At 64.7% G+C, this 14,414-nt stretch carries 6 protein-coding genes and 2 pseudogenes; all 8 read right to left on the bottom strand.

Going from position 1 to position 14,414, the window contains the following annotated elements; genetic code table 11:
- Positions 1-12 precede the first annotated feature (12 nt).
- The 8 genes and pseudogenes from VSR34_RS30740 to VSR34_RS30705 all read right to left on the bottom strand — a co-directional run bounded on the left by VSR34_RS30740 (position 13) and on the right by VSR34_RS30705 (position 14,414).
- Positions 13-2,268 carry a type IV pilus secretin PilQ gene (locus VSR34_RS30740; RefSeq protein ID WP_342964385.1) on the bottom strand — a complete coding sequence of 752 codons (2,256 nt, stop codon included), beginning with the start codon at positions 2,266-2,268 and terminating at the stop codon, positions 13-15.
- Positions 2,269-2,874: a hypothetical protein gene (locus VSR34_RS30735; protein WP_342964384.1), complete on the bottom strand. Its 606-nt coding sequence runs from the start codon at positions 2,872-2,874 to the stop codon at positions 2,269-2,271. It abuts the gene before it with no gap.
- Entirely contained in the window at positions 2,871-3,431 is a 561-nt protein-coding gene (locus tag VSR34_RS30730; protein WP_342964383.1) for a hypothetical protein, read from the bottom strand. The genes VSR34_RS30735 and VSR34_RS30730 overlap by 4 nt, the downstream gene beginning before the upstream one ends.
- Positions 3,428-3,763: pseudogene (locus tag VSR34_RS30725) on the bottom strand (hypothetical protein); the annotation flags it as partial. The gene VSR34_RS30730 and the pseudogene VSR34_RS30725, both read right to left, overlap by 4 nt.
- Positions 3,764-3,811: 48 nt before the next feature.
- A complete protein-coding gene (locus tag VSR34_RS30720) occupies positions 3,812-4,651 on the bottom strand; it encodes a hypothetical protein (RefSeq protein ID WP_342964382.1) in 840 nt (279 codons plus the stop codon).
- A 30-nt stretch (positions 4,652-4,681) separates the two neighbouring features.
- A complete protein-coding gene (locus VSR34_RS30715) occupies positions 4,682-5,614 on the bottom strand; it encodes an outer membrane lipoprotein-sorting protein (RefSeq protein WP_342964381.1) in 933 nt (310 codons plus the stop codon).
- Positions 5,615-5,657: 43 nt separating this feature from the next.
- The gene (locus VSR34_RS30710) at positions 5,658-6,173 is read right to left on the bottom strand and encodes a hypothetical protein (RefSeq protein ID WP_342964380.1); all 516 of its coding nucleotides are present in this window, start codon (positions 6,171-6,173) and stop codon (positions 5,658-5,660) included.
- Positions 6,170-14,414 (bottom strand): annotated as a pseudogene (locus VSR34_RS30705) (Ig-like domain-containing protein). The gene VSR34_RS30710 and the pseudogene VSR34_RS30705 overlap by 4 nt, the downstream one beginning before the upstream one ends.

Genomic DNA, 14,414 nt, shown 5'->3' with positions numbered 1-14,414 from the left:
GGTAGCCACGGTTCAATACCCGCTCTCGACCGGGCGCAGCGGGTTATCGCTCGGCATGGTGCCAGGCGGCATCTGCAGCGATGCGGGCGGCGCTGGGGGTGCAGGGGGCGGTGGCGCAGGCGCAGGCGTCGGTGCCACGACTACCTCTGTTTCGCCGGCCGCCTGATCTGCTGCCGCTGGCGCGGCCGGTGCAGGCGCTGCGCCCTGGGCCGACTGCGGTGCGGGAACCGCTTGTGGCGTGGGCGTTCGCGAGAAGCGTCCGCCGTAGGGTTCGGGCGGCGGCGTGGTGCGCGGCGCCGGCGCCATCTGTCCGAACGCGCCGTTCTCGGGCGAAGGCAACGCGGGATACGCCTGGGCGCCCCCTCGCGAAGACGCGCCGCCAACCGTGCCGCCGCCGACCATCCCCGGCACCGGCTTCGTCGCCGGCGCGAGGGGCGTTGCCGCGTTCGCCACGACGGGGTCCAGCCGCAGCTGATCGGCGTGCACGTTGACGTCGGTGCCCGACCACAACTCCTGCGTGTCCGCATCGGCGGCGAGCTGCGGCCGCACGATGTGCGGCGTGATCTGCAGCACGATCTCGGTCTTGACGTGGTCGCCCTGGTGGTTCGAGAACAGCCTCCCCAATACCGGCAACTGCCCGAGACCGGGCACCTTGTTCGCATTCCTGCGGTCTTCATCCGAGATCAGGCCGCCGAGAATCTGCGTTTCGCCGTCGCGCAGGCGCAGACTCGTCGATGCGCTGCGTGTTCCGATCTGATAGGCGAGCGAATTCAGGCCGTTTGCATTGCTGCTCGAAATCGTATTCGTGATGTTACTGACTTCGAGATTCAGCTGGATGCCGACATCGCCGTCGCGATAGACCCGCGGCTGCACTTCGAGCTTGATGCCCACATCGAGATACTGAATCATCTGCGTATAAGACGGGCCGCTCGTGCTCGGCGTGCTGGAACTCGAAATCACCGGCACCTTGTCGCCAATCATGATGCGTGCCTTATCGTTGTTGCGCGTCCGGATGCGCGGGCTCGCCAGCAGATTCGCGTCGGTATCGGTGAGCTTGAAGTTGGCCGTGGCCGAGAGGCTGCTGACGTTCAGTTCATTGATCGTCAGATGATGCAGGATGCCCCATGTGGTCGCGGTGCTCGGCGTCGACATCGTGAACGAATTCGGCCAGTCGATGCCGAGATCGGTGAGGCGCTCGTGCGAGACCTCCAGCACCTCGACCTCCATCATCACCTCGGGATCCGGCAGGTCCTGCGCGGCGATCATCTCCTCGGCCACCTTGATCGTGTCCGGCGTGCCGCGAACCGTCACGGTATTCGCATGCTCGTCGATCACAACCTCCTTGACCTTCAGAATGCTCTTGAGCAACTGCTGGATCTGCTTGGCATCGACGTTCGACAACTGGAACGTACGCACCTTGAGTTCCTGATATTCGAGCTGCTTGGCGGGAGTGGCCGGGTAAATGAAAAGCGTATTCGCGTTGAGCTGCTTCTTGTCGAGCTGATTCTGCATCAGGATCATGTCGACGGTGTCCTGCACCGAAGCGTTCGTCACGAAGATCGTCGTCTTCAGATCGGCGCGGACATCGCGGTCGAAGATCACGTTGAGCCCCGTGGTGCGCGACAACGCTTCGAACACCATGCGCACGTTCGCGTCGCGAAACTGCAGCGTCACGGGTTTTTGCATGATGGACGATGCCGCCAGCTTGTCATCGCGCTCCGCACGCTGCTGACTGAGCCTGGCGTTGAGTTCCGTCTGCATCTGCTGGGCGAGCGTGTTGGTGGGGTTCTCCACCAGCACGCGATGCACCCGTTCGGCCGCCTGCGCATAGGCGCCGCGCTTCATCATGCGTTCGGCTTCCTGCAGGATGGCCAGATCCTTGCGGTCCTGATCGATCTGCAAACCGATTTTGCGTATGCGCTCATTGGTCGGATCGATGTCGTACGCCTGAAAGAGGTTGCGGATCGCTTCGTCAAACTGAAAGTTTTTGCGGTACTGATCGGCCTGGTCGAGCAGCGTGTTGACCTGGGCGTTGCGCTGGTTCAGATAATCGACTTTCACCTGTGCGTCGGTCGGATTGTCGTGAATATTCGGCACGTGCATGCAGCCGCTGATGGCGAGCACGGAAACGGCAACGGCGAACGCGCGCCTTCTCGCGATTTCCATCGCGCCTGGGCACGCTGCCGGGAACAGGACGACTGTCGAGAGGCGTATCGATGGGCCGCTGTCCACGTCGCGGCTCGCACCCCGTGGGCGTGAGGTTTTCATTTACTTGTCCTCTCGTGGAATGGCTACCACCTGCCTTTCGTGCAGCGGCAAATAAGTCAGCACGACGTCCGACTCCGACACCGACTCGACGCGGTACTGGTTGTCGATCACGTCGCCCGGCGACACGATCAGCAATTGATCCCCGTTGCTGAGAAAGACTTGCGGCGTGGCGGCCTTCGCATCGATTTGCCCCACGTAGCCGAAAGGCACGGGCGGCGCGGTGGGCGGTGGGGGCCGCACCGGCTCGGCCGGCGCTGCCACGGGCGGCGGCGGCGGAAGCCACGAAGAGGCGGTGAACGGATCGTGGGCCGATTCGAGGGAAAGCGGCGCGCGCAATGCGACCAGCCTGGCATGGGCCGCTGATGCCGCCGTGCTGGCGGCGGCGGCGTGCGCCGCGGAGGCCGAGGCCGCAGTCTTCGCCGCGGTCTCGGACGCCGGCGTGCGGTGCCTGGCATCTGGCCGCGTGTGCGTATCGTTGCGAGGACTGCCGGGCATGGCGACTTGCGCCGGCATCTGGCGCGCCGCGACCAGCACGCGATACCCTGCCCCGGCGGCCGCGATGGCGCAAATGACCAGCAGCACACGCATGGGCAGAGGGGGTTTCATGGCTGGGCGCTCCGGTAGATCAGTTCGAAGCGCACGCGCGCGTCTAGAATATTGCCGTCCACCGCGGGACGCTCGACATGGATTTCCCGTAGCGCCGCATTCGGCACGTTATTGAGCACCAAAGCAAGGAAATGCCGGATCGCACTGTATTGATCCTTCACGGGCAGCATCACCTGATAGCGCGTGAAGCGCGTGCCCGCATCCGTGCTCACCTGGTACTCGGCGGACCCGAGTGTCAGATTGCTGCCGCGCGCCTGCTCGAATATCGAAGCGATATCGTCGGCGCTTTGCGAAAAGCGCGGGAACAGTTCCGGCAAGGCGTCGAGCGCCACCGCGTCTACCTGCGCACTCTGCTTGTCGACCGGATGGCGCGTCTTTGCCGCCTGTGTGAACGGGGCTCGCATCTCTTTCGTGTCGGCGTCCACGCTCGAGATCTCGGCACCCATGAGGGCCGCCGCGCCAATCATCAGGACGCCTATGATCCCAGGCATCCCGAACAAGCGCCGTAGCTCGAACCGCAATGTCAGCAGCCGGTCGCGCAAAGCATCGGCATTCATGACTTTCTCCAGACGGCGGTGATCTGGAAACGAACCGGCTTGCCTGGCACATTGTTTTCGACCAGGTGATCGTTGAGCACGGCCTCGCGAAGCAGCACACTCGTCTGCAGATACTTCAGGTACGCGATCATCGCGTCGACGTTCTTCGCTTCGGCCGTGATGCGAATCTGGCTCTGCGCGGGGTTCTGGTCGATGCCGATCAACGCGACGTCGTGGTCCGGATAATCTTCCACGATCGAAAAGAGGTCCTGCCACGGCACGGTCAGTTCGCGCAGTATCGAAAGACTCTGCTTTTCCGCCAGCTTTGCAGCCGGCGTGGGCGGCGGCCTTACCGCGTGCCGCTGCGCGGCCTCGGGGCCCGCTACCCGCGCCGTTCATGATCAGGGCGACGGATGCCCGGCGCCAGGCAGCACCGGCGAGGCATCGACGTCGATGGATACCGATTTGCGCTGATGCATCTGCGGCGGCGCGGGCCTCGTGAAGATGCCATCGTCCAGCGCCGGATTGAGCGAGACCTTGTCGATCGTCAGCTTGTCCTTTTTGTCGGACGCCACGGCGCCGCTCACGATCGAAAGCGGCATTTGCAGCCCGTCGACGCTCCTGAAGTCGCTGTACTGCACGAGCACAAGCACCGTTTGGCCGAGCGGGGTGCGCACCTGGCGGTCGATCTGCACGTCGAGAAAAGTTCGAGCGTCGACCCACACGTGGCGCGTCACGCCGGAAGGCAGCGTCGCGGCGAGACGATACGCGTCGCGCCCGCCCACCTGATCCTTGCCCTCGAGCGTGACGCTGACGCCCTTCGCTGCATGGTCGATCAAGAGCCCGTCGATCACCTGCTCGTCGCGCGCCGACGTCGCCTCCTCCATCGAGTACGGCCGCGGCGTGGCGCTGCCCATGCCGTTCGGGCCCAGTTTCCAGCCTTGCCTGCCGTCGAACACGCGCACGGACTTCTGGTTGAATACCGTGACCTCGAAGCGTGTCTTGTTCGGGCGCTTCATGGCGAGGACGAACGGCAGATCCGGTGCGGGCGCATTGGCGCTATCCACGTGGCCGGACCAGATCATGGTCTGGACCTTGCGCCAGGCGTCCAGACCGCCTCTCGCTTCGACGTTCTTCTCGACGATCTGATCCACGCTCAGATCCTGCGCCGGTATCTGCTCGCTCGCAAAGACGACGGCCGCGAGGCAACTGGCGAGCACCCATACTGCGACTGGTTTCATGGCGGTCGACCTCATCGGTGCGCCCGGCGGCTAGTGGCTCGCGCTCTGGTGCGCGCGGGCGTTCGCATTGGCATTGCCGCTTGCGCCGGCGCTCGCGCTCGTCGTTGGGTGCGGGCTCAGGACCGCGTTCGCGCCGACGGCCGGCGCCGGATGCGTCACTTTCGCCACGGCGATCTGCGGCTTGGCGAAGAGACTGTCGTCCACCTGCGAGTTGAGCGCGACCTTCTCGATGAACAGCTTGTGCGCGCCTCTCGCGCCGACGACAGCCGTCTCCAGCGTATGCGGCATGACGAGGCCACCTTCCTTCCGGTAGTCGCGATAGAAGATGGCGACGTTGTGCATCTTGCCGTCGAGCTTGCGCGGATCGCCGTCGATCTTCACTTCAAGGAAGCTGGACGCATCGATCCATACGCGGCGTGACGTGTTGTCTTTCGTCGTGAGCTTCAGCACATACGCGCGGTGGCCTTCAACCATCTCCATCCCGAGCACGTCGATTCGCGTGCCCTTCGCCGCGTAGTCCATGAGCGGGCCATCCAGCTCGGCCCACGATGCAGCTGCCTTCGCCTCGGCGGGGCTATAGGGCTCGACTTCGTTGCGGCCGAGGAACGGCCTGACCTTCCAGCCCCGCGCGCCGTCGTAGACCTGGAACGCGGTCTGGTCGTTGAAGCGCACCTCGATGCGGCTCTTGTGCGGGCGCTTGAGCGTCATCGTGAACGGAAGCCTGGTGTTCTTCGTGCCGCCCGCCTCGAGCTGCCCCGACATCGTCATCGTGTTGACCGCGCGCCACGCCTGCAAGCCGCCGCGCGCGGCGACGTTGCGCTCGACGATCTGCGCCGCGCTCATGTGCGCCGCTCCCGCGGTCTGCGCGCTTGCCGCAGAAGACCCCGCAAGCACGGCCGGAGCGCTCGCCAGAAGCGTCACCACCGACGCGCTCTGGATGGCCAGCGAAAGAAAGCGTTTCATGAGGCATCTCCTCTTTATCTGCGCACGAAAAGCGTTTGCGCGGTCATTGGACGATCAACCCGTCGACGTGAAACGTCCCCACGAAAACGTCGACGCGCTCCCCGGCCTTGATCACTCCGCCCTTGTTCGAGAACACCATCCAGTACTCCTGACCGGTTTGCAGCGGACCGCTTTGGCGCAACGCACCGACTTTGTCCATCACCGGGATTTCGAGTAACGCATGGCTCGTCCGCCCGAACATCACGGCCGTCGCGGTTTTTTCGCCGAGCGGTCTGGCCGCGACCGGATTCGTCACGCGATAGCTGAAACGAATCAGGTTGCCGGATGCCGTGCGGCGCACGCTCAGCTTGTCGATGCCCTGCGCCAGTTCGTAATAGCCCTGCGCGCGCTGCGGCAGGTTCGCCGGCGAGTACGGCGACTGCTTCGCCGCCGCGCCCGCTGGCTTGTGCGCCGGGCTCGCACTTTCCTGGCCTGCGGCCGGCTGAAGCACGGCCGCGGCGAGGCAGACACTACCGGCAAGCAGCACTGCGCGCGGCACCCGATGGCTACGCTTGCTCATGGCAACGCTCCGAGCGTGTTTGCACCGGCCGGTGTCGTCACCGCGGGAGGCGCGGCCGGCAGCGCAGGCAGACCGCCGGTGCCTCCGCTATTCGCGGCGTTCGGCAAGATGCCCTGCAGCAGGCCGGCCAGCGTCGCCGGACTGTTGACCCCCAGCGCAAGCGGGTACGGCTGCGACGCAATCACGCCGGACCGCACGAACTCCACTGCGCCGATGTCGTAGGCACCCAGCTGCGGCCGCGGCGTGCCGAAGATGTCGTGATTCGGCGCACCGGCTGCTGTCGCATGGTTGACCGCCGGCGAGTTCCCCGGGATGGTGTAGTTGCCGAGCAGTACGTTGAGTTGCGCTCCCGTGCTTGCCTCGTTGAACAGCGACAGCGGACCGTACGACATGTTGATCCAGTTGTTGCCCTCGTCCGGTGTCGCCGACGGCAGCAGGCTGAACAACGGATTCGGCAGCACCGTGTCCGCGATGCCCGGGGGCACCGTGATGCCGATGCCACCCGCCTCCGGCGGCACGCGCGCACCGTTGCAGTACTGCTGGACGACATCCGGATTCGATCCGCTGTTGTTTGCGTTCGGATAGTCGCCGGCGTCGGTCAGGATCGAGTAGAGCGGGTTCATCTTGAGACCGGACGCATGGTTGGCGGCTCCGGTATCGCCGAACGCGCCGATATCCCAGTAGACCGCCTTCGGATCGCAGTAGCCCGTGGCGTGTCCGGCCTGATTCAGCGGCGGATTCAGCGTGACCACGTTCTGCAGCCCCGCGATGCCCGGATCCAGTCCTCCCACTGTGATGTAGAACGTGCGGTTCTGCCAGAACAGGTCATTCGTCAGCACCGGGTTCGAGAACGTCGTGCAGCTCGGGTTGCCTGCCGGACACTTCACGTTCGGCTTGGTGAACGCCGCCACCAGGTTCTGCGTATGGCGCGCGGTCTCGAGCCCGGCCGGCTCGTACTGCGAGGTCGTGGTCGGCTGGCACGTCGTTTCCGCTCCCGAAGTCGTGCAGTTCGGGGGCCCGACATTGGCCTGGGTTGCGGCGGACGTGTTGAACAGCACCCCGGCCGTAGCGGTCGAGTCGTTGGAGATGACCGTGTTGTTGATGAAGCTGACGGCCACAGCATCCTGCAGCGACACACCGCCGCCCGCCCAGCCCGCCACGTTGTTCGCGATGATGTTGTTGGTGACCTTCACGCGATACCACCTCGAACTGTCGTTAGGACTCCGTTGCACGTCGGTGCCGTTGACGTTCTGCAGACGCAGGCCGCCGCCCTTGCCGCTTTCCGCCGTATTGCCGACGATCAGGTTGCCGTCGATCGTGATGTCCGGGCCTGCGCCGTCCGCAAGCTGCGGCGCACAGTCGATGTCAACGGTCGAGTTCTCGCAGAAGGTGCCGTCGGGGGGCACGCCCTGAACGATCAGCCCGCCGCCGTACGTCGGCAGCGTCGGGTTGTTGCTCTGATTGAACAGGATCCAGTTGTGCGACAGGTCGCCGTTGTAGCTGAAGCCGAAGTGCGCGACACCGCCGCCATCACCGCTGCTGATGTTGCCGCATACCCAGTTGTAATTGAACTTGTAGTAGTCGGCGCCCGAGCAGAACGTCACCCCTCCTGCCGAAGACGGCGTGGTCGAATTGATTTCGTCGCCGTACGAAGCGTTCGACGTGACCTGGTTGTTGTGCACGTTCACGTGGATGTTGTAGAGGAACGGCAGCTGCGTCACGTTATTCGCCGCAATGGTGGCGTCGGGCACTTCGACCTGGCCGACGATGATGCCGCCCGTGAGCGTTCCCGCGTTCGAGAAGACGCGGTTGTTCGACACCTCCGTATAGTGGTTCCATCCATGCAGGTAAATGCCGCCGCCACCTTGCGAGCTGTTCGTGAACGACATGCCGTCGATGCGAGACGGGTTGCACAGGAAGTTGCTCGAATAGGTATTGCAGTCCGCGGCACTGTTGGTGAGCGGCGTGCAAATCCCGTTCGCGACGCAGTTCTGGTCCTGTGTCAGCACACCGCCCACGAGCACGTCCTTCACGCCCTTGCCGAGCACGGTGATTGCCGCGCCTTCGTACGCGCCCATCAGCGTTGGTTCGATCAGCGTCTCGGCGAGGTTGCCGTTGAGGTTGAAGTCCCAACCCGAAGTCGGCTCGAACGGTATCCCGTCGATCTTGCGCTGCATCGAGGCGAGGCAGCTGTACGCGCCGGTCGGATCGTACGGGTTGCTCGCCGAGATCAGCCCGCCGTTCAGCGCATCGCCGAACAGGCACCCGACCTCCCTGCGCCACGGATCGAGCTTGCCCGACGGATGCGGGTTCGCATCAACCGTCACGGACGTTGCACCCACGCCTTGCAGCCGCAACGGCTTCCACATGACGAGCATCTCCTTGTAAGTGCCTGGGCCGACGACGATCATGTCGCCCGGGGTGGCATTGTCGATGGCGGTCTGGATCGAATTGCCCGCGGTGTTTTCGCCGCTCACAAAGGTGGGCTGCTTGCCGCCTACCGTGACGGTGACCGCGTCGATCGAGCGCTTGCCGCTGGCCGCGGTGACGACGAGCTGGCCGCACTGGGTCGGCGTCGCCACCCCGCGCTGCTGGATCGTGCAGGCCGCATCGGGACCGAGCAGAGGCGGCACCACCACGGTGATCTTCGCGTCGCTCCACGATTTCACCGTAGCCGGGATGCCTGCGATCGTCACGGTGCCCTGTTGCTGGCCGAAACCGTAATTGCGCGTGATGAACTTCTGGTTGAACGGCGCCTTGGTGGCACTCGGCCCGGTGTACGCGTTGTTCGGCACCTGTTGCGTCCCGACCGACGTGATCGTCAGCGTCTTCAGGGGTGCACTGACCCACGGACCCGCGCCGCCATTGCTACCCGCGGACGAGTTGCCGGGAATCGAGTCGCCCGTCACCGAGGCAATGCCCGGCGTGCCGTCCGGATAGGCGCAGTCGACCTGGTTGTACCCATCCGCGAAGGCCTGGACGGGCACCACCGGCGTGTCCATGTACTGCGTCTGTCCCGGCATGAACGGAATCTCGTAGCAGAACTGACTGTATGCCGGGTTGTAGAGCGGGTCCTTGATGGTTTGCCCCTTGTGCGCCGGGTCGGGCATGTACGGGTCGTTCATGCAGGCGACCATCATCGTCGGCGCGTAGCCCGTTGGGTTCGGCGGATTGACTTGCCAGGTCGAGTAGGTCAGCCCGTTGAAGATGCCCCACTGGTCGGAATAGGTGCGCGAAATTTCGTTGCCCGCGAAGTCCTTGAACGACACCGGTACGTTCGGTACTGCGAACTTTTCGCCGAATTGCGGCGAATAGGGATCGAACTCAGAAGAGAAGTCGTCCAGCATGAAGCCGGTGTAGTGCGCGGCAACGTGCGTCGAGCTGAAGATCCAGAACTTCGCCTCCACGGAGCTTTGGTCGGTGAGCTGCACCTCTTTACGGTCGCACAGATTCCGCGATGCCCCGGCGAACGGCGCGACTTCCTGCGAGCCCGGGAACAGGCTGATGTAGTCGGGTACGATCCGCAACTCGCCGACACACGGCCAGAAACGTTCGACGTCGCCCGTGTCGCCTTCGGCGTGCGGGGTTGAGCCGAGATTCGTGGTCGGATTCTGCGGGTTGTTCCGGTTGTAAGTGGAATTCATCGCCGCCTGGTCGGGCAGGATGAAGATGTCGCCGATCCCGGCGAACTGCTGCGTGACCGGAGCGATGTAGTTATCGCCGATCAGGATGTTCTTGTCCTCCTCCTTCACGAGTTCATAGCCCGGCGGCACGATGATCTCCACCACGTACTTTCCGGGCGGCAGCATTTGCGTGCCGTCCCTCGTGGGGTTCGCCTGGCAGATCGTGCAGTTGGTCCCGGTCGGTAGCCCGGATTTCGGGTCGCGGCTCGTCACGCTCGGGAACTGGTACATGCCGTCGAAAGGCGCTGGCTGCACCTGGTTGAACACGTGCATCCCGTCATAGCACTTGAACTGCGAATAGTTCGGCAGTACACGCTGCTGCGGGTCGAGCCAGTTCGTGGTGTTCTTCAGCGTGAAGAAATACGGATCGCTGGTGCTTTGGCCTGGACAGTTCATGTTCGGTACGCCGTCCGAACGGAAGCCCTGGGCCCAGTCGTCCCAGCTCGCGGTCTTCGTCGTGTCGACGAGCTTCAGGCTCGTGGAGCCGTCCGCCGCGACGCCTTCCTGATACAGGTTCACGGTGACGCCCGGTACGTCGGGCGTCCACTTCGTGTGCACGAGCAAGGCGGGATCGTCGAACGGCCGCGTCGAAGCGTAGATGACTTCGCCGTGGATGCCGCCATTTTCGTTCGCGGCGAACTGTGCCTTGCCGAACTCGATGAACGAACTCTGGCCCGAAAAGCCCTGCCAGCCCATCGTGGTTACCCACGGCGGATCAATCCGGCCGGTCGAGGGATTCGTGCCCCCGCGCTGGTTGCAATCCGCGTCGTCGCAATACACCGCGCCCGGCACCCGCAGGTTCCTGGGCAGCGGGACCGCTTCCTTCGTGTTTGCGATATTCGCCGCAATGGTCGACGTGCCGCCACCCGGCGTGCCGTCCGGCGGACCGCCAGCGTCATAGACGACATGCACGCCCGTCTGCTTGAAGCGTGTGAGGTCGGTATCGACGACATACCAGTTGAACAGCGGGAACTCTTCGTTGAACGACGCATAGCCGTTCGCGTCCGTGTTGTTGAAGTCCGAATAGCTGCCGTCGCGAAACCGGATATTGGTCGGCAATAGCGCGAGTCCCGGCTTGCTCGGATCCCCCACGCCGTTGCCGTTCGTGTCGAGGAACGTGCGTGTATAGAGATTCGTCTGCCACTGCAGCACCGCGATATCTCCGGCGTCCGTCACCGTACCGCCACCGAGCATCACGGCCGAAGCGAGCCCGTCGACGATCTGGTCGTTCCACTGGTCGAACACGGTAATTCGGGTAATGCCGTCAGGCAGGCCCGTGAAGCTGAACGTGCCGTCCGCGTTGCACTTGGTGAACGCATAGTCCTCGCCGTCCGGATCGCCCAGGCTCACGTAGCATTGCGTGAAGCTCAACGGCTTGCGCGACTGGCTGCCATAGAGGTGCTCGTCAGGCGGGCGGCTGTAGTGCAGGTTCGTCACCCGGCCCTTGAGCCCGTTGTTGCAGCTCGAGGTGGCGCACAGCAACGGCAGCCGCGCGTTGATGATCTTCGGGTTCGCAAACCCGATCGACACATGGAAGCCCGCCGGGCCGAACTCCTGGAAGTACGCCGGGCCGCCGACCTTGATGAACGAGTCGTGGGCTTTCTGACCGTCCAGCGTGTTCGTCTGCAGCCACTCCTCGCCGCGCGCGATGCGGTCGGCCGCCGGCGTCGCGATGACGCCGTACCTGCCCGGCATCAGGTTCGCGATGATCGCCTGACCAACGAGCGGCGACAGCGTCTTGCCGTCCGACTCGTATCGCGGACACGTCGGGACCATGCCGACGAGGCCGTCGGTCGACGCGGAAATCGGGCATGCGTTGAGACCGGTAATCGGATCGATCGATCATGCCTTGCAGCGAATTGGACAGCGGCATGTTGAACATGTCGTAGGTCATCTGTCCGGTCGGGCTGCCGGTGCCGCCGGCGTCGTCCCACAGCTTGATTTCGAAGCCGCCGAGACCCGGCTCGCGGGCCGTGCCCAAGACGTCGGTGCCGCCGCTCACGTCCACTTCGCCGTTCAGCGGGGCATCGTCCTCGAACACGAACACGGAGACCTTCGCTGTCGGGAAGGGCGACTCTTCGAGCAACACGTTGACCGAGGTCTGTCCGGCCGCGATCGGTGCGCCGCCCATGCCGTTGCCACACTTGCCTGTGCCCGGCGCGAAGTTCGCGACGCTCGGGCAGTCTTTGGAAATGTCGAACTGCCGCTGCGGCCCCGAGGGATTGGCCGGATCGACCGGCTGCGGAACGCCGCCGCCGTTCGTGAACGAGTTGTACGCGTTGCCCGGCAAGATCGAAATGTAATAGCGCTTCCTCGGATCGAGCGCGACCTGTGACGGGTCCACCGGCACCTGTTGCGCCGCCGTTGTCCGGCACACGCCGTTGCCGATGTCGCACACGGCCGGCAAGTGTGTCTGGCTCACAGGATCGTAGACCGTCTGCCCCGATTCGCACGCGGCGACGCCGACGCAGCCCGCCGCCACCACCGGCATGTAGCTCGTGTGGAAGTTGGCGCCGAGACTCGGCACCGGCAGCGGCGGACACGTCGCCGGACGCGTGGGCGAATTCACCTGGCAGGCCGGATCGATCTGGAACGTCCGGTCTTCCTCGATGATCCAGCGATAGTCGCTGATCGTCACCGGTGTCTTGCCAGGTTGCGTGCTAGGCGCATCGAGCACGTTCACGACCAGTCCGCTGCCGCCCTTGAACGTCACCGTCACGGTCGCCGTATTGCTCGCCGTGTTCTGCGCATTCACCGCCTGGTACTGGAATGTCACCTTGGCGGACGCGGCGCTGCCCTTTGGCGCCGTTGCCGGGCTCGCCGTGAACGAGCCGTCCGGATTGAGCATGACGGAGCCGCCCGTCGGGGTGCCGACCAGCGCCGCCGTGAGCTGCAGTCCCTTTGGATCGCTGGCGTACGTGAGCACACCGGGCTCCGCGATCTGCAGCCGCGAGGCGATGTTGCTCGTGTAGGCGGCGTTGCCGGCCGTCGGCGGCCCGGACAGACACCCGTTGCCCGACGAGCACGCGGTGAGCATCACCGTCGCCGACGCGTTCGGATTGCCGTTCGCCTGATACACGAAGCTGTCCGCCGTGGTGCCTTGATTCGGCGTGTACACGAACGTGCCGTCCGGGTTCAGCGTGAGCACACCGCCACTGGGCGGGGTCTTCACCTGCACGCCGTAGACGTTGCTGTCCTTCGCCGCCACCCCTTTCGCCGGGTCGGACACCGTCAGCGTCTTGCCGGGAACGAAGAAGTACGTGGACCCGGTAACGGAAGCGTTCGCCACCGCAGCGGCAGAAGCGGCGGTCGAGCTGTTCACGCTGATGTAGCCCTGCATGCCGCCGTCGCGCGCATTGTTCGTCGAGAGGCTCAGTTCGCGATCGAAGACTGGTAGCGCCCAGGCGCTTGCGGCCGGCATGTTGATCAGCGCGTCGTACGTCTTGCCGGCCGCCATGAACACTTCCGACTGGATCCGCGGATTGCCGGGCAGCACATTGCCGTCCTCGGCGATCAATGCGAAGCCGGAGACCGGCGTGGCGCCCGTTTGCGCGCCGACCACGGCCGGCACGTGCATGCGCAGCCCCGCGTTGACGAAGCGAAGCATCACCGGCCCGGTGGTCGCGGCGCTCGTCGCAGCGAACGTCGAGGCGCCCGGATTGGTTCGGTCGAACGAGACTCCATTGATCAGGTAGTAACGCGGATCGTAGTTCACCGTGGGCGGATAGCAGGTGCCGAATGCGGTCGACTTCGAATCGCCGCAGCCGCCTGGCTGCCCGGACCAGGCCATGGTTTCGCTAAAGCCCGGGGTCGCGACCGCGGCGGCAACCGCAGCGTTCTGCACCGGATCGATTTCGCTCAGCATGAGCGGCACATCGGTGTCGTAGCTGATGCCCGGATACGCCTGCGCGGGCGTCGTGCCATTGGCGGCCGTTCTCACCACCAGCACGCCGTAAAGCCCCATCGGCCCCTGGATCGACGGGTGCGTGCCAGACTCGATCAGGTAAGTGCCAGGGTTCAGGTTGCTCCACGAGAGCGCGGTGGTGCTTCCGTGGGCTACTTCAGTCGAGAACGACTGCACGCGTGCCGCTTGCAATGGCGGCGTGAAGCTCGCGCCGCCGGGCGCGGGGGCGGCGGTCGGCCACGTGGTCGCGGTCTGCGTGGGGTGCGTCGGGCTCGGCATGCTTGTCGCCGTCGTGCCCAGACCGCCGCCCAGCTGCCCGACGATCACAAGCGACGTCGGCACGGCGCCCGGCAGGCTGTTGGTGAGATTGATCGTGAGCGGCCCGGGTGGCACCGTGATCACCACCGGCGACCAGTTCGTGCCCGCCCCGGGGTTCGCGGCCGCGCACGAGGCGGGCGCGACGGCCGCCGACGAGCACGTGTAACCCCACATCGGCACGGCCTGCCCGTCCGGCATCACGGCCGTGGTGGCCTTCGCGGTCAGGTTGACGCTCGCCTGGGCGAATGCCATTCCGCTCGCGCTCAGCAATACAGAAGCCGCAATCGATACCTTAAGCATACCTAACAGGTTTGCCGTGAGTGTGGTGGATCTCAT

The sequence above is a fragment of the Paraburkholderia sp. JHI2823 genome (assembly GCF_038900695.1).
Lineage (GTDB): Bacteria > Pseudomonadota > Gammaproteobacteria > Burkholderiales > Burkholderiaceae > Paraburkholderia > Paraburkholderia mimosarum.
This window is presented reverse-complemented; position numbering and strand designations above follow the sequence as displayed.